This window comes from Streptomyces rishiriensis (genome assembly GCF_003112535.1).
Taxonomy (GTDB): Bacteria; Actinomycetota; Actinomycetes; order Streptomycetales; family Streptomycetaceae; genus Streptomyces; species Streptomyces rishiriensis.
The window spans coordinates 39,740-54,482 of the sequence record NZ_BEWA01000031.1 but is presented as its reverse complement, the minus strand read 5'-3'; the positions used below and the strand labels follow the sequence as shown (position 1 = coordinate 54,482).

The window sequence follows — 14,743 nt, the reverse complement described above, 5'->3', positions numbered from 1 at the left end:
CGCGGATGGGGTGCGGGCCGTGCCCGCGACCACCGTGGAGGCGGCCACCGCCGCCGGGTGCGACACCTGGCAGATCATCGCCAAGGTCCAGCTGCCGATGGCGCGTGGCGCCCTGACCCTCGCCACCAACCAGGGCCTGATCTACGTCCTGTCGATGGTCGTGGTCGGCGGCCTGGTGGGGGCGGGCGCCCTCGGCTACGACGTCGTGGCCGGGTTCTCGCAGGGCCAACTGTTCGGGAAGGGGCTCGCCGCAGGGCTGGCCATCGTCCTTCTCGGAGTCATGTTCGACCGGATCACTCAGGCAGCCGCGCGCCGCGCGAGCGCTTAAGGAGCACGACACATGGCAAGGCAAGCAAGACGATGGAGAGCCGGCGCGGCCGGCCTGGCGGTCCTCGGTCTCACCCTCACCGCGTGCGGCGGGGCGAAGGTCGGTGACAGCTCCTCCGCCTCCGGCGGCGGCGCGGGCGGTTCGGGCAAGTGCGGGGTCTTCAACCTCGCGGTCAACCCGTGGGTGGGCTACGAGGCGGACGCGGCGGTCGTCGCCTACGTCGCGCACCAGGACCTGGGCTGCACGGTCACCAAGAAGGACCTCAAGGAGGAGATCGCCTGGCAGGGGTTCGGGACGGGCGAGGTCGACGCCGTCCTGGAGAACTGGGGCCACGACGACCTGAAGAAGAAGTACCTCGGCGGGCAGAAGACGGCCGTCTCGGCCGGCTCGACCGGCAACAAGGGCATCATCGGCTGGTACGTGCCGCCGTGGCTGGCCAAGGCCCACCCCGACATCACCGACTGGAAGAGCCTGAACAGGTACGCGGCCGAGTTCAAGACCTCCGAATCCGGCGGCAAGGGCCAGCTCCTGGACGGCGACCCGTCCTACGTCACCAATGACGAGGCCCTGGTCAAGAATCTGAAACTCGACTTCAAGGTGGTGTACGCGGGCAGCGAGACCGCGCTCATCCAGGCCTACCGCAAGGCCGAGAAGAACAAGGAATGGGTGATCGGCTACTTCTACGAGCCGCAGTGGTTCCTCTCCGAAGTCCCGCTCGTGAAGGTGAACCTGCCGGCGTACAAGGCGGGCTGCGACGCCGACGCCGCGAAGATCGCCTGCGACTATCCCGTCTACGACCTCGACAAGATCGTCAGCGCGAAGTTCGCCAAGTCCGCCAGCCCCGCCTACCGCCTGGTGAAGAACTTCCACTGGACCAACGACGACCAGAACACGGTGGCCAAGTACATCGCCGTCGACAAGATGACCCCCGACGCCGCGGCCAAGAAGTGGGTCGACGCCAACCGCGCCAAGGTGGACGCCTGGATCAAGTAGGGGCGCAGACCGGACGCGGGAATCCGGTCGGATCGTGCCCGGTGGGCGGCGCGCGCGAGATGCGCGCCGCCCACCGGGCATCGCCGTGTTCCGGTCTGTTCTCCGAGGTCTCGGGGCCCTTGACACCCACCTGCGCGGAAGGCACATTGAGTTGCGCAACCTGAACCGCGTTGCGTAAACGGCAACTCGATCGGCTCGGCTGATCAACAGACCGGAGGTGCGGCGATGGCGGGACCCCGAGTGGTCATCATCGGAGCGGGAGTCGTGGGCGCGGCTCTCGCGGACGAGATCTCCGCGCGAGGCTGGACCGAGGTGACCGTGGTCGACCAGGGCCCGCTGCCCGCCACCGGGGGCTCCACCTCACACGCCCCCGGCCTGGTCTTCCAGACGAACTCCTCCAAGACCATGACCGAGCTGGCCCGGTACACGGTCGAGAAGTTCTGCTCCCTCGACGTCGACGGCAAGCCCTGCTTCCTCCAGGTCGGCGGTCTCGAAGTGGCCACCACCCCCGAGCGCCTCACCGAACTGCACCGCCGCCACGGCTGGATCACCGCCTGGGGCATCGAGGCCCGCCTGCTCACCGCGGACGAATGCCTCGAGCAGCACCCGCTGGTCAACCCCGACAAGGTCCTCGGCGGCCTCCTCGTTCCCACCGACGGCCTCGCCAAGGCCGTCCTCGCCGTCGAGGCCCAGATCCGCCGGGCCACCGAGCGCGGCGTGACCTTCCTCGCCCGCCACGAGGTACTCGACGTCCTGAAGGCGGACGGCGAGGTCACCGGTGTGCTGACCGACCAGGGTGAGATCCCGGCGGACATCGTCGTCTGCTGCGCCGGCATCTGGGGCCCGAAGATCGCCCGCATGGCCGGGATGAACCTCCCGCTCACCCCGCTCGCCCACCAGCTCGCCTGGACCGGCCCGATCCCGGCCCTCGCCGGTCAGACCGAGGAGGCGGTCCGGCCGATCCTGCGCCACCAGGACGCCGACCTCTACTACCGCGACCGCTTCGACGGCATCGGCATCGGCTACTACGGCCACCGCCCCATGCCCATCACCGCCGACGAGATCCTCTCCGTCGACGACGCCGACGGCATGCCGTCGGTCCTGAAATTCACCGAGGACGACTTCGCGGACGCCTGGACCGAGACCCAGGCGCTCCTTCCCGTCACCAAGGAGGCGAAGGTCGAGGAGGGCATCAACGGCCTGTTCTCCTTCACCACGGACAACTTCCCGCTTCTCGGCGAGTCACGGGACGTCAAGGGCTTCTGGGTCGCCGAGGCGGTCTGGGTCACCCACTCCGCCGGCGTGGGACGCGCCATGGCCGAATGGCTGGTCGACGGCTACTGCTCCTCCTTCGACCTGCACGAGTGCGACATCAACCGCTTCGAGCCGCACCAGCTCTCCCCGGAGTACGTCCTGGCCCGCGACTGCCAGAACTTCGTCGAGGTCTACGACATCCTCCACCCCCTCCAGCCGTCCGGGGACCCGCGCCCGATCCGCACCAGCCCCTTCCACGCCCGCCAGCAGGAGCACGGCGCCTTCTTCCTGGAGGCGAACGGCTGGGAGCGCCCGCAGTGGTACGAGGCCAACGCCCCCCTCGTGGACGGCCGCAGCATCCCGACCCCGGGCGACTGGGCCGCGCGGTTCTGGTCGCCGATCGTCGGCGCCGAGGCCCAGGCCACCCGCGAGACCGTCGCGATGTACGACATGACGGCCCTCAAGCGCCTGGAGGTGAGCGGCCCCGGCGCCGCCGACCTCCTGGAGCGTCTGTGCACCGGCAAGGTCGCCAAATCCGTCGGCTCGGTGACCTACACCCTCTTCCTCGACCACGACGGCGGCATCCGCAGCGACGTCACCGTCGCACGGCTGGCCCGCGACACGTTCCAGATCGGCGCCAACGGCAACCTCGACCTGGACTGGATCACCCGTCACCTCCCGGCCGACGGCACGGTCCAGGTCCGCGACATCACCCCCGGCACCTGCTGCATCGGCCTGTGGGGCCCGCTCGCCCGCAAGGTCCTGCAGCCCCTCACCGACACCGACTTCTCGAACGACGGGCTGAAGTACTTCCGCGCCAAGCCCGCCTACATCGGCTCGGTGCCCGTCACCGCCATGCGCCTGAGCTACGTCGGGGAACTGGGCTGGGAGATCTACACCACCGCCGACCAGGGCCAGAAGCTCTGGGACACCCTGTGGGAGGCCGCCCGGCCCCTCGGCGGCGTCATCGCCGGCCGCGGCGCCTTCAACAGCCTGCGCCTGGAGAAGGGTTACCGCTCCTTCGGCACCGACATGACCTACGAGCACGACCCCTACGAGGCGGGCGTCGGCTTCGCGGTCAAGCTCGACAAGGACGACTTCGTCGGCAAGGCGGCACTGCTGCGCCGCAAGGAGAACGTCCGGCGCAAGCTGTCCTGCCTCGTGATCGACGACCCCCGCTCGGCCGTCCTGGGCAAGGAGCCCGTCTTCGACGGCGACCGGCCGGTCGGCTACGTCACCAGCGCCGCCCACGGCTACACCATCGGCAAGGGCATCGCCTACGCCTGGCTCCCGGCGGAACTCGCGACCCCCGGGACCGTGCTGCACATCGGCTACTTCGACCAGCGCGTCGAGGCGGTCGTCACCGAGGAGCCCCTGTTCGACCCCACCATGTCCCGCCTCCGTGGCTGATCCCCGGCCACGACCGAAGAGGGAAGGAACACCGCCGGTGAACGCACAGCTGCTCGACGGCAAGGCCGCTGCCGCCGACATCCGACGCGAACTCACGGAGCGCGTGGCCAAGTCGGCCGCCACCGGCGGCCGCCCGCCGGGCCTCGGCACGGTCCTGGTCGGCGACGACCCCGGCAGCCGCGCCTACGTCGGCGGCAAGCACCGCGACTGCGCCCAGGTCGGCATCGCCTCCATCCGCCGCGACCTGCCCGCCGACGCCACCCAGCAGCAGGTCGAGGACGTCGTCGACGAGCTGAACGCCGACCCGGCCTGCACCGGCTACATCGTCCAGCTCCCGCTGCCGCGCCACCTCGACGCCAACGCCGTGCTGGAACGCATGGACCCGGCCAAGGACGCCGACGGACTGCACCCCGTCAACCTCGGGCGGCTCACCCTCGGCGTCGACGCCCCGCTGCCCTGCACCCCGCGCGGCATCGTCGAACTCCTGCGGCGCCACGGGGTACCGCTCGCCGGCGCCCGGGTCTGCGTCATCGGCCGGGGCATCACGGTCGGCCGCCCCATCGGCCTGCTGCTCACCCGCCGCTCGGAGAACGCCACCGTGACCCTGTGCCACACCGGCACCAAGGGCCTGGCCCGGCACACCCGCGAGGCCGACATCGTCATCGCGGCGGCCGGTTCGCCAGGGCTGATCACCAAGGACATGCTGCGCACCGGCGCGGCCGTCCTGGACGTCGGCATCACCCGCACCGACCAGGGCCTGGTCGGCGACATCCACCCGGACGCCGCCCAGGTCGCCGGCTGGATCGCGCCGATGCCCGGCGGAGTGGGCCCCATGACCCGCGCGATGTTGCTGGCCAACGTCGTCGAGGCCGCCGAGAGGAACGCCACCGCCCTATGAACGTGCACGTCCCCCAGCACCCGCAGCATCCGTGCCTCCCGGAAGACGGAGACGTCCGATGAGCCCCCGCACCCCCGGCGCAGACCTCCCCGAGCACCCCGACTGGCTGTGGCGTGACCCCGAGCCCGAGAAGTCGTACGACGTAGTGATCGTCGGCGGCGGCGGACACGGCCTGGCCACCGCCCACTATCTGGCGAAGAACCACGGCATCACCAAGGTCGCGGTGCTGGAGAAGGGCTGGCTCGGGGGCGGCAACATGGCCCGCAACACCACGATCATCCGTTCCAACTACCTGTGGGACGAGAGCGCCGGGATCTACGAGCACGCTCTCAAGCTCTGGGAGGGACTGGAGGAGGAGCTCGACTACCCGATCCTCTTCTCCCAGCGCGGTGTGCTGAACCTCGCCCACAGCCTCCAGGACGTCCGCGACAGCGTGCGGCGCGTGGAGGCCAACCGCCTCAACGGCGTGGACGCGGAGTGGCTCGACGCCGATGGCGTCAAGGAAGTCTGCCCGATCGTCAACATCTCCCAGGACGTGCGCTACCCGGTGCTGGGCGCCACCTACCAGCCGCGCGCCGGCATCGCCAAGCACGACCACGTGGCCTGGGGCCTGGCCCGCTCCGCCGACGCGGCCGGCATCGACATCATCCAGAACTGCGAGGTCACCGGTCTCGACGTGGTCGACAACCGCGTCGTCGGCGTCCGGACGACCCGCGGCCGCATCGCGGCCGGCAAGGTCGCGCTCTGCTCGGCGGGCCACACCTCGGTCCTCGCCGCCATGGCGGGCATCCAACTCCCCGTCCAGTCCCATCCGTTGCAGGCCCTGGTCTCCGAGCTCCTGGAGCCGGTGCACCCGACGGTCGTGATGTCCAACGCCGTCCATGTGTACGTCAGCCAGGCGCACAAGGGCGAGCTGGTGATGGGCGCGGGCATCGACGCGTACAACTCCTACACCCAGCGCGGTGCGTTCCACATCATCGAGGAGCAGATGGCCGCGGCCCTGGAGCTCTTCCCGGTCTTCGCCCGCGCGCACGTCCTGCGCACCTGGGGCGGCATCGTCGACGTCAGCCCCGACGCCTCGCCGATCGTCGGGCTCAGCCCCGTCGACAACCTCTACCTCAACTGCGGCTGGGGCACGGGCGGTTTCAAGGCCACCCCGGGCGTCGGCTGGGTCTACGCCCACACCATCGCCCACGACACCCCGCACGCCCTCAACGCCCCCTTCTCGCTCGACCGTTTCACCACCGGCGCGCTCGTCGACGAGCACGGCGCGGCCGCGGTGGCCCACTAGGGAGCCCAACCATGCTGCTCATCCCCTGCCCGTGGTGCGGGCCCCGCGACGAGGCCGAATTCCACTACGGCGGCCAGGCCCACGTGGCCTACCCCGAGACCCCCTCGGCCCTCACCGACGAGGAGTGGGCCCGCTACCTCTTCTTCCGCGACAACACCAAGGGCCCGTTCGCCGAACGCTGGAGCCATGCGGCGGGCTGCCGCCGCTGGTTCAACGCGGTCCGCGACACCTCCACGAACGAGATCCTCTCGGTGTACCGCTCGGGCGAGGACCGCCCGGCGACCCCCGCCCCGACGCCCGCGCCGCCGGCCCGTCCGGCCTTCGAGGGCGAGGCCGTTCGGGCCGCAGGGGAGCCGGCGAGCGCAGGCCCCGGGAGCGGGGTCGAAGGAGCGGAGTCCCGTCAGGACGGGACGGCCAGGGGCGGCGAGGGCGAGACGACCCAGCCGTTCCGCCACCCCACCCGAGGCCGCATCGACCGCGACACCCTCCTCACCTTCACCTTCGACGGCACGCAGTACCAGGGCCACCGGGGCGACACCCTCGCCTCCGCCCTCCTCGCCAACGGCGTCATCCACGCGGGCACCAGCATCAAGCTCGGCCGCCCCCGAGGCATCTTCTCCGCCGGCGTCGAGGAGCCCAACGCCGTCATCCAGATCGAGGAACCCTTTCCCGAGCCGATGCTCCCCGCGACCACCGTCGAGCTCTACGACGGCCTGGTCGCCACCAGTCTCCCCGGCCAGGGCCGCCTCGCCACGGCCCCCGACCCGGCCCGCTACGACGCCGTACACGCGCACTGCGACCTCCTGGTCGTGGGCGCGGGCCCGGCCGGCCTCGCCGCCGCCGCCGCGGCGGCGAACAGCGGCGCCCGCGTCATCCTCGCCGACGACCAGCCGGAGCTCGGCGGCAGCCTCCTCGGCACGGCCGAACACCTCGACTGGGTGGGCGAGACCGCCGACCTGCTCGACGCCGCCCCGGAGGTCCGGGTCCTGCGCCGTACGACCGTCTTCGGCTACTACGACGACAACCACCTCCTCGCCGTCGAGCGCCGCACCAACCACCTCGGCGGCGCGGCCCCCGCGAACGTCTCCCGGGAACGCGTCTGGCGCATCCGGGCCCGCCGCGTCGTCCTCGCGACCGGCGCCCACGAACGCTCGCTGGCCTTCGCGGACAACGACCGCCCCGGCGTGATGCTGGCCTCCTCGGCCCGCACCCACGTCAACCGGCACGGCGCCCTGCCCGGCCGCCACGCGGTCGTCCTCACCACCAACGACAGCGCCTACGCGGCGGCCCTGGACCTCGCCTCGGCGGGCCTGGCCGTCACGGCGATCGTCGACACCCGCCCCGAACCGGGGGAGTGGGCCGAACGTGCCACGGCCGCCGGCATCGAGGTCCTGGCCGGTCACGCCGTCACCGGCACGGAGGGTGGGGCCCGCCTCACCGCCGTGACCGTCGCCCCGTACGGGGAGTCCGCCGGGCAGCGGGAGTTCGCGGCCGACCTGCTGCTGGTCTCCGGTGGCTGGAACCCGGTGGCGCACCTGTTCAGCCAGTCCGGCGGCACGTTGCGCCACGACGGGACACTGGGCTCCTTCGTGCCCGACACCGGCCGCCAGGCCGTCGAGGTCGTGGGCAGCGCGAGCGGTGTCCTCGACCCGGCCGCCGTCCTCGCCCAGGGCGCCGCCGCCGGCGCCCGCGCGATCGAGGCCGAGGGGTACACGCCCGAGCAGCCCCGCCTTCCGGCCGTGGCGGCGCAGCCACGGCCGGCGCCCGCGATGCATGTATACGTCGTCCCGGGCGAGTCGGACGCGCCTCGGTTCGTCGACCTCCAGCGCGACGTCACGGTGGCCGACCTGGCCCGCGCGACCGGCGCCGGCCTCCGCTCGGTCGAGCACACCAAGCGCTACACCACGGCCGGCACCGCCAACGACCAGGGCAAGACCTCGGGCGTGCTGGCGAGCGGGGCCGTCGCCGAACTGCTCGGCGTGGACGTCTCGGCCCTCGGCACGACCACGTTCCGCCCGCCGTACACGCCGGTCTCCTTCGCCGCCCTCGCCGGCCGCGACCGGGGCCTGCTGAGCGACCCGGTCCGCACGACCGCGCTCCACGAGTGGCATGTCGGGCACGGGGCGCTGTTCGAGAACGTCGGTCAGTGGAAGCGGCCCTGGTACTACCCGCGAGGCGGCGAGGACATGGAGGCCGCGGTGCTGCGCGAGTGCGCCGCCACCCGCGAGGGCGTGGGCTTCATGGACGCCTCCACCCTCGGCAAGATCGACGTGCAGGGCCCGGACGCCGCCGCCTTCCTCGACCTGCTCTACACCAACATGATGAGCACCCTGAAGGTCGGCATGATCCGCTACGGCGTCATGTGCCGCCCGGACGGCATGGTCTTCGACGACGGCACGGTCATCCGGGTCGACCGGGACCGCTTCCTGGTCACCACGACGACCGGCAACGCGGCCGCCGTGCTGGACTGGATGGAGGAGTGGCTCCAGACGGAGTGGCCCGAACTGAAGGTCCACTGCACCTCCGTGACCGAGCAGTGGGCCACGGTCGCCCTGGTCGGCCCGAGGTCCCGTGAGGTGATCGGCTCCCTCGCCCCCGGACTCGCCGTCGCCAACGAGGACTTCCCGTTCATGGCCTGGCGCGAGACGACCGTCGCCGCCATCGAGGCCCGGGTCTGCCGGATCAGCTTCTCCGGTGAACTCGCCTACGAGATCAACGTGTCGCCGTGGGAGGCGCTGACCCTCTGGGAGGCGGTGTACGAGGCTGGCGCCCCGTACGGCATCACCCCCTACGGCACCGAGACCATGCACGTCCTGCGCGCCGAGAAGGGCTACCCGATCATCGGCCAGGACACCGACGGCACCGTCACCCCGCAGGACCTCGGTATGGGCTGGGCGGTCTCCAAGAAGAAGCCGGACTTCATCGGCAAGCGCTCGTTCGCCCGCGCCGACACGGTGCGCCCGGACCGCAAGCACCTGGTCGGCCTGCTTCCCGAGGACCCGGCCGCCTTCCTGCCCGAGGGCACCCACCTGGTGGCCGGCGGCGAACTGCCGGCCCCGCCCGTCCCGATGCTCGGCCATGTCACCTCCAGCTACCGCAGCGCGGCCCTCGGCCGGACCTTCGCGCTCGCCCTGGTCAAGGGCGGCCGGGACCGCATCGGCGAGCGGCTGTACGCCCCCGTGGGCGACCGACTGGTCCCCGTGACCGTCGCGAGCCCCGTCCTCTACGACCCCGAGGGAGCCCGCCGCGATGGCTGACACCGCCCTGACCTCCCGGCCCCGCAGCCCGCTGTCCCGGGCCGCCGACCGGCTGGCCGCCGCCACCCGCGACAGCGGGGGCATGATCCGGCTGGCCGAACTCCCCTTCCTCACCCAGCTCGACGTGCGTCTCGACGCGAAGGGGGCGGCGGCCGGCGCCGTCGGTCTCGCGCTGGGACTCCAGCTTCCCCTGGAGCCCGACACCGTCGTCCGCGCGGGGGAGTTGACCGCGCTGTGGCTCGGCCCCGACGAGTGGCTGCTCGTGGGGCCGCCGGGCGGCGAGCGCGAACTGGAGAGCCGGATCCGGGAGGCTGCGGGTGAGGAGCCGGTCTCGGTCACCGACGTCTCCGCGCAGCGCACGACGGTCCTCGTCGCCGGCGGAGGAGCCCGTGACCTGCTGGCCCACGGCTGCTCGCTGGACCTGCATCCGAGGGCCTTCGGTTCCGGCCGCTGTGCCCAGACCACCCTGGGGCGCACCCAGGTCGTCCTCGTCGCGCGTGAGGAGCCCAGCGCCGGTTTCTGGGTCCTGGTCCGTTCGTCGTTCGCCGCGTATCTGGCGGACTGGCTGCTCGACGCGGCGACGGAGTACCTCTGACACCGGCGGGGGCGACGCCGTCGCCCCTGTGGGAGCTCCGGTGAGGGGCCCGGGCTGAGCGTCCCTTCGCGGGCGGTCAGCCCGGATGGCCCATCCTGCGGCTGATCTCCTCGGCCCCCCGCGTCAGCACGGGCGCGAGTGCGCGCATGCGTTCCTCGGTGAAGCGGTAGGCCGGGCCGGAGGCGCTGAGCGCGGCGATGACCTCGCCCTCGCGGGAGCGGATCGGGGCCGCCATCGCGTGCAGTCCGGTCTCCAGCTCCTCCAGCGTCATCGCGTACCCGAGCTCGCGTGCCTCGGTGAGGCCCTTCTCCAGCTTCGCCACGGCGGTCAGGGTGTGCGGCGTCAGCCGGCGCAGCCCGGACGCCTCCAGCGGACTTCGGCACCATCATCGCCTCCGTCCGGGACCGGCTGCTGACGCTCCCCGCCGACACCACCGTCCACACCGGCCACGGCGGCACCACCAGCATCGGGGCCGAGACGCCCCACCTCGACGAGTGGATCGCCCGCGGCCACTGAACAGCCCGCCACCGCTTCCCGAATGTCCCGAAGGTGACCCGATGACCCTCACGAACCTGCCGCCCAGTCTGATCCCCACGCTGTCCGGCGAGTACTACACGGACCCCGCGGTCTTCGCCCAGGAGCAGGAGCGGGTCTTCGAGGCCATGTGGTTCTGCGTGACCCGCGCCTCCGAGCTGGCGAAACCCGGTGCCTTCCGCACCTACCAGGTCGGACGTGAGAGCGTCCTCGTCTCCCGCTCCCGGGACGGGTCGGTCAGGGCCTTCCTCAACATCTGCCGGCACCGCGGGGCCAAGCTCTGCACCGAGGAGTCCGGCGAGGTCAAGCGGGCCTTCCAGTGTCCATACCACGCATGGACCTACGGTCTGGACGGCAAGCTGGTCGCCGCTCCGAACCTGACGTCGATGCCGGACATCGACCGGACCGAGTACGGCCTGATCAACGTCCATGTGCGGGAGTGGCTCGGCTATGTGTGGGTGTGCCTCGCCGACGAGCCGCCGTCCTTCGAGGCGGAGGTGCTGGGGGCGGTCGTCGAGCGCCTCGGCGACCTGGAGTCGATCGAGCGGTACGGCGTCGACGGCCTTTCCGTCGGTCGTCGGATCACGTATGACGTGAAGGCGAACTGGAAGCTCATCGTCGAGAACTTCATGGAGTGCTATCACTGCGCCACGATCCATCCCGAACTGACCGAGGTGCTGCCGGAGTTCGCGGACGGGTATGCCGCCCAGTACTACGTGGGCCACGGCGCGGAGTTCGGCGAGGAGGTGCAGGGGTTCACGGTCGACGGCTCCGAGGGCCTGGACCGCATCCCGGGAGTGTCCGGCGATCAGGACCGCCGTTACTACGCGATCACCGTCCGGCCGCAGGTGTTCGTCAACCTGGTCCCCGACCACGTGATCTTCCACCGGATGTACCCGGTGGCCGTGGACCGCACGATCGTCGAGTGCGACTGGCTGTATCTGCCGCACGTCGTCGAGAGCGGCAAGGACGTCAGCCGGTCGGTCGAGCTGTTCCACCGGGTGAACCAGCAGGACTTCGACGCCTGTGAGCGCACCCAGCCGGCGATGAGCTCGAAGGCGTACGCCAAGGGCGGTGTGCTGGTGCCCAGCGAGCACCACATCGGCGAGTTCCACACCTGGCTCCAGAACAAGCTCGGCGTCGGACCCGCGCGCTGACCCGGCCCCGACCCTCGGACCCCCGCCCGCCCGCCGCCGCTCTCCCTCCTCCCTCCGGTACCCTCACAGGAGACCGCTGATGACCCTGCTCAACCAGTCCCTGCACGATCTCGACCCCGAGGTCGCCGCCGCCGTCGACGCCGAGCTGAAGCGCCAGCAGTCCACCCTGGAGATGATCGCCTCGGAGAACTTCGCTCCGGTGGCGGTCATGGAGGCCCAGGGCACGGTCCTGACCGACAACTACGCCGAGGGCTACCCCGGCCGCCGCTACTACGGCGGCCGCGAGCACGTCGACGTCACCGAACAGATCGCCGTCGACCGCCTCAAGGACCTCTTCGGCGCCGAGTACGCCAACGTCCAGCCGCACTCCGGCGCCTCGGCGAACCAGGCCGCGCTGTTCGCCCTGGCCCAGCCGGCGACACCGTCCTCGGCCTGGATCTGGCCCACGGCGGCCACCTCACCCACGGCATGCGCATCAACTTCTCCGGCAAGCAGTTCGACGTGGTTCCCTACCACGTCGACGACTCCGGTCTGGTCGACATGGACGAGGTCGAGCAGCTCGCCAAGGAGCACCGCCCGAAGGTGATCATCGCGGGCTGGTCGGCCTACCCGCGTCAGCTCGACTTCGCCGCCTTCCGCACCGCACCGACGAACGGCGCGGCCGGCATCATCCCCGCCGTCCTGCGCTACTTGCTCGATTTCGTCCCGGGCGCCGACGACGACGGCATCGTCCGCTTCCCGCTTGCCGCCGGCGCCATCGGTCTGCTCTTCAAGGAGAACGCCTCCATATCCGGCGCCGAGGTCGGCTGTCAGGGCGAGGTCGGCGCCGCATGCTCCATGGCCGCCGGGGGCCTCGCCGAGGTCCGCGCGGCATCGTGGCGGTGGCGGACAGCACGTGGTCGGACACCACCACGGCGTGGACGGGCCAGTGGACGTCCATGGCCCTGTGGACCCGCACTCTGCTCTTCTACCTGTGGCCGCTCGCCGTAGGACTCGGAGCACTGCAGGGCCTGCGCGAGCACCGCTCGAAGATCTCCGATCTGCTGACGAGCACACCGCGTCCCCCTGGCACCGCGCGGCCACGCTGGCGGGCACGACGGCGGGCGCCCTGGTCGCGGCGTTCGTGTTGCTGATCCTGGTGGGCGCGGTCCAGGTGTTCGCCCACGCCGGGTACACCCACCTCGGGTGGCTGCCCATCTCGCTGGTGGGCGTACTCGCCCTCGTCGCGGGGGCCGTGCTGGGCATGGGGGCCGCGCGAGCCCTGCCTTCCGTGCTCACCCCGCCCGCGCTCGCCATGGGCGCCTTCGTCTTCACGGCCGTCCTGGCCCGGACGGAGACCGCCCCGATGCCCGGGGCCCCCGGCGCGGAGCCGAACCGGCTCGTCCTGCTGTCGCCGGCCGTGGAAAAGGTACCGAACGCGCTCGTCACCCTCTCCGCCTCCGTGCACCTCGGGCAGTCGATCTGGATGCTGGGCGTGGCGTCGACCGGTTTCGCGCTGCTGGTCGCCGCGACCCTGCGCACCCGGCTGCTGGCACTGGCGCCCGTCCTGGCGGGCGCGGCGCTCGCCCTGCTCGTCCTGCCCTCCGACCCGCGCCGGATGTTCGTCGTCGACGAGGCCGCCGCGAAGCCGGTGTGCGACGGCGCCGTCTGCGTGAGCAGGACGCAGCAGGCGCGACTCGCCGGCCTGGCGGGCCCCGGCAAGGAGGCCCTGCGTCTGCTGCACGGCGCGCTGGACGGCCGGGCGCCGGAGACGGTCCGGGAGAACACCGCCATGCTGTCGGACGGCGCCACGCCCCGGTGGTCCCGCACGACCGTGCTCTTCGACTTCGACGACGACATGTTCGCCGCCGCGAAGGGCGAGGAGATGACCAGGGCTCTGATCGCCCAGGGCATGGTGCCGGGATGCAGTCCCGTCGGCTGGAGCACGTTCGGAGACGACCAGTTCGCGCAGACCGTCGCGGCGGGCTGGGTGCTGGGGGATCTCGACCCGCTGCCCGGCACCGGGTCGGCAGCGTTGAACCGCGCCGTCGTCGCCAGGGTCCGCCCGGTGTGGGTGGAGCTCATGGCGCTGCCACGGGCACGACAGCTCGAACGCATCGACGCGATGCGCGCCGCCGCTCTCTCCTGCGAGGGCGACGCGTTCGTGGCGCTCAAAGGCGGTCCGTCCCGGTGAGATGGCTGATGCTGTACGCACGCTCGCGTCAGGCGCCCGCGTCGCTCGCCGCGGTGCTGATCAGCGCCGTTGCCGTGTGGGCGCTCAGTCGGGACGGCAGCGCCGCGCCCGGTGGGACGCAACTGCCCGCGGTCGTCCTCACCGCGGGCGCCATGGCCCTCTCGATCGGACTCGGTGGGCAGGACGTCGACCTGGACCGCGGTGCCGCGATCCGCTGGGCGCCCCGCAGAGCGGCGCACGTGCTGCTCGACGGCGCGATCGTCGGCGCCGTGCTCCTGACCGTGCAGGCGGTGGGCCAGGACCTGGCCACGACCGCGTTCGTCGTCCGGGACTGCGCGGGACTGGCGGGGCTGGCCGCCCTCGGCGCGGCGGTCGCGGGCGGGCGGCACGCCTGGGCGTTCCCCTTCACCTGGTTCGCATTCGCGTTCCTCGCTCCGGCCTCGGAGACCAGCGTGCCCGTGAAGGTGGCGACCTGGATGCTGCTGCCGACCGGCACGCCTGCGGCGACCTGGACGGCACTGTGCCTCACGGTGGTCGGCACGGGGCTCTACGCCCTCGCGGGACCGGAAGCCCTCACACTGGCCGGGCGTGGTCGGAGCCGCTGAGGTCACTGATCATCTCGCCTGACCCGGCGAGCAGCCGCGCAGCGGTGACATGGCGTCAGAGCTGTTGACGCCCTGGTCGGATTGCCCCCATCATCAGGGCCACTCGATGTCATCGCTGACATAAGTCAACGATGACACACCTTGTCGGACGCCGTGGACGTCGGCGCCCGGCAGGGCGTCGACTTCCGTTCGCTTTCGCGCCGGGCAGCAGGGTCCGCTGCGCGAAGAGCCGCAGCACAGGAGGCGCT

General features: G+C 71.7%; 10 protein-coding genes and 4 pseudogenes. 13 read left to right on the top strand and 1 reads right to left on the bottom strand.

Going from position 1 to position 14,743, the window contains the following annotated elements; genetic code table 11:
• The 7 genes from Sri02f_RS38360 to Sri02f_RS38330 all read left to right on the top strand — a co-directional run.
• On the top strand, positions 1-328 hold a 328-nt coding region (locus Sri02f_RS38360; protein ID WP_159106790.1), incomplete at its 5' end, for an ABC transporter permease subunit.
• Between the two features lie 12 nt (positions 329-340).
• Positions 341-1,321, top strand: a complete 981-nt coding sequence (locus Sri02f_RS38355) for an ABC transporter substrate-binding protein (protein ID WP_109004066.1) — start codon at positions 341-343, stop codon at positions 1,319-1,321.
• Between the two features lie 225 nt (positions 1,322-1,546).
• Positions 1,547-3,985 (top strand): GcvT family protein, encoded by a 2,439-nt coding sequence (locus tag Sri02f_RS38350; protein WP_109005926.1) that lies wholly within the window; start codon positions 1,547-1,549, stop codon positions 3,983-3,985.
• A gap of 37 nt (positions 3,986-4,022) precedes the next feature.
• Positions 4,023-4,883 carry a bifunctional methylenetetrahydrofolate dehydrogenase/methenyltetrahydrofolate cyclohydrolase gene (locus Sri02f_RS38345; protein WP_109005925.1) on the top strand — a complete coding sequence of 287 codons (861 nt, stop codon included), beginning with the start codon at positions 4,023-4,025 and terminating at the stop codon, positions 4,881-4,883.
• 58 nt (positions 4,884-4,941) lie between these two features.
• Positions 4,942-6,174 carry a sarcosine oxidase subunit beta family protein gene (locus Sri02f_RS38340; RefSeq protein WP_109005924.1) on the top strand — a complete coding sequence of 411 codons (1,233 nt, stop codon included), beginning with the start codon at positions 4,942-4,944 and terminating at the stop codon, positions 6,172-6,174.
• Between the two features lie 11 nt (positions 6,175-6,185).
• Entirely contained in the window at positions 6,186-9,431 is a 3,246-nt protein-coding gene (locus Sri02f_RS38335) for a sarcosine oxidase subunit delta family protein (protein WP_109005923.1), read from the top strand.
• Positions 9,424-10,026 carry a sarcosine oxidase subunit gamma gene (locus Sri02f_RS38330; RefSeq protein ID WP_109005922.1) on the top strand — a complete coding sequence of 201 codons (603 nt, stop codon included), beginning with the start codon at positions 9,424-9,426 and terminating at the stop codon, positions 10,024-10,026. Before Sri02f_RS38335 ends, Sri02f_RS38330 begins: the two co-directional genes overlap by 8 nt.
• Before the next feature lie 76 nt (positions 10,027-10,102).
• Here the strand turns inward: Sri02f_RS38330 and Sri02f_RS38325 are convergent.
• Positions 10,103-10,396 (bottom strand): annotated as a pseudogene (locus Sri02f_RS38325) (IclR family transcriptional regulator domain-containing protein); the annotation flags it as partial.
• A 2-nt stretch (positions 10,397-10,398) separates the two neighbouring features.
• Here Sri02f_RS38325 and Sri02f_RS43410 point away from each other — a divergent pair.
• From Sri02f_RS43410 to Sri02f_RS38295, 6 genes and pseudogenes are all read left to right on the top strand, one after another.
• Positions 10,399-10,542: pseudogene (locus Sri02f_RS43410) on the top strand (MBL fold metallo-hydrolase); the annotation flags it as partial.
• Between the two features lie 41 nt (positions 10,543-10,583).
• Positions 10,584-11,717 carry an aromatic ring-hydroxylating oxygenase subunit alpha gene (locus tag Sri02f_RS38315; RefSeq protein ID WP_109005921.1) on the top strand — a complete coding sequence of 378 codons (1,134 nt, stop codon included), beginning with the start codon at positions 10,584-10,586 and terminating at the stop codon, positions 11,715-11,717.
• 79 nt (positions 11,718-11,796) lie between these two features.
• Positions 11,797-12,356 (top strand): annotated as a pseudogene (locus Sri02f_RS38310) (aminotransferase class I/II-fold pyridoxal phosphate-dependent enzyme); the annotation flags it as partial.
• Positions 12,357-12,593, top strand: a pseudogene (locus Sri02f_RS43745) (L-serine ammonia-lyase, iron-sulfur-dependent, subunit alpha); the annotation flags it as partial.
• A 247-nt stretch (positions 12,594-12,840) separates the two neighbouring features.
• The gene (locus tag Sri02f_RS38300; RefSeq protein WP_307721073.1) at positions 12,841-13,890 is read left to right on the top strand and encodes a hypothetical protein; all 1,050 of its coding nucleotides are present in this window, start codon (positions 12,841-12,843) and stop codon (positions 13,888-13,890) included.
• Entirely contained in the window at positions 13,887-14,495 is a 609-nt protein-coding gene (locus Sri02f_RS38295; RefSeq protein ID WP_109005920.1) for a hypothetical protein, read from the top strand. Before Sri02f_RS38300 ends, Sri02f_RS38295 begins: the two co-directional genes overlap by 4 nt.
• The last annotated feature ends 248 nt before the right edge of the window (positions 14,496-14,743 follow it).

Coding starts and splice junctions, on each gene's coding strand:
- Sri02f_RS38315 (WP_109005921.1), top strand. CDS start 10,584: ATGACCCTCACGAACCTGCCGCCCAGTCTGATCCCCACGCTGTCCGGC.
- Sri02f_RS38355 (WP_109004066.1), top strand. CDS start 341: ATGGCAAGGCAAGCAAGACGATGGAGAGCCGGCGCGGCCGGCCTGGCG.
- Sri02f_RS38340 (WP_109005924.1), top strand. CDS start 4,942: ATGAGCCCCCGCACCCCCGGCGCAGACCTCCCCGAGCACCCCGACTGG.
- Sri02f_RS38350 (WP_109005926.1), top strand. CDS start 1,547: ATGGCGGGACCCCGAGTGGTCATCATCGGAGCGGGAGTCGTGGGCGCG.
- Sri02f_RS38330 (WP_109005922.1), top strand. CDS start 9,424: ATGGCTGACACCGCCCTGACCTCCCGGCCCCGCAGCCCGCTGTCCCGG.
- Sri02f_RS38335 (WP_109005923.1), top strand. CDS start 6,186: ATGCTGCTCATCCCCTGCCCGTGGTGCGGGCCCCGCGACGAGGCCGAA.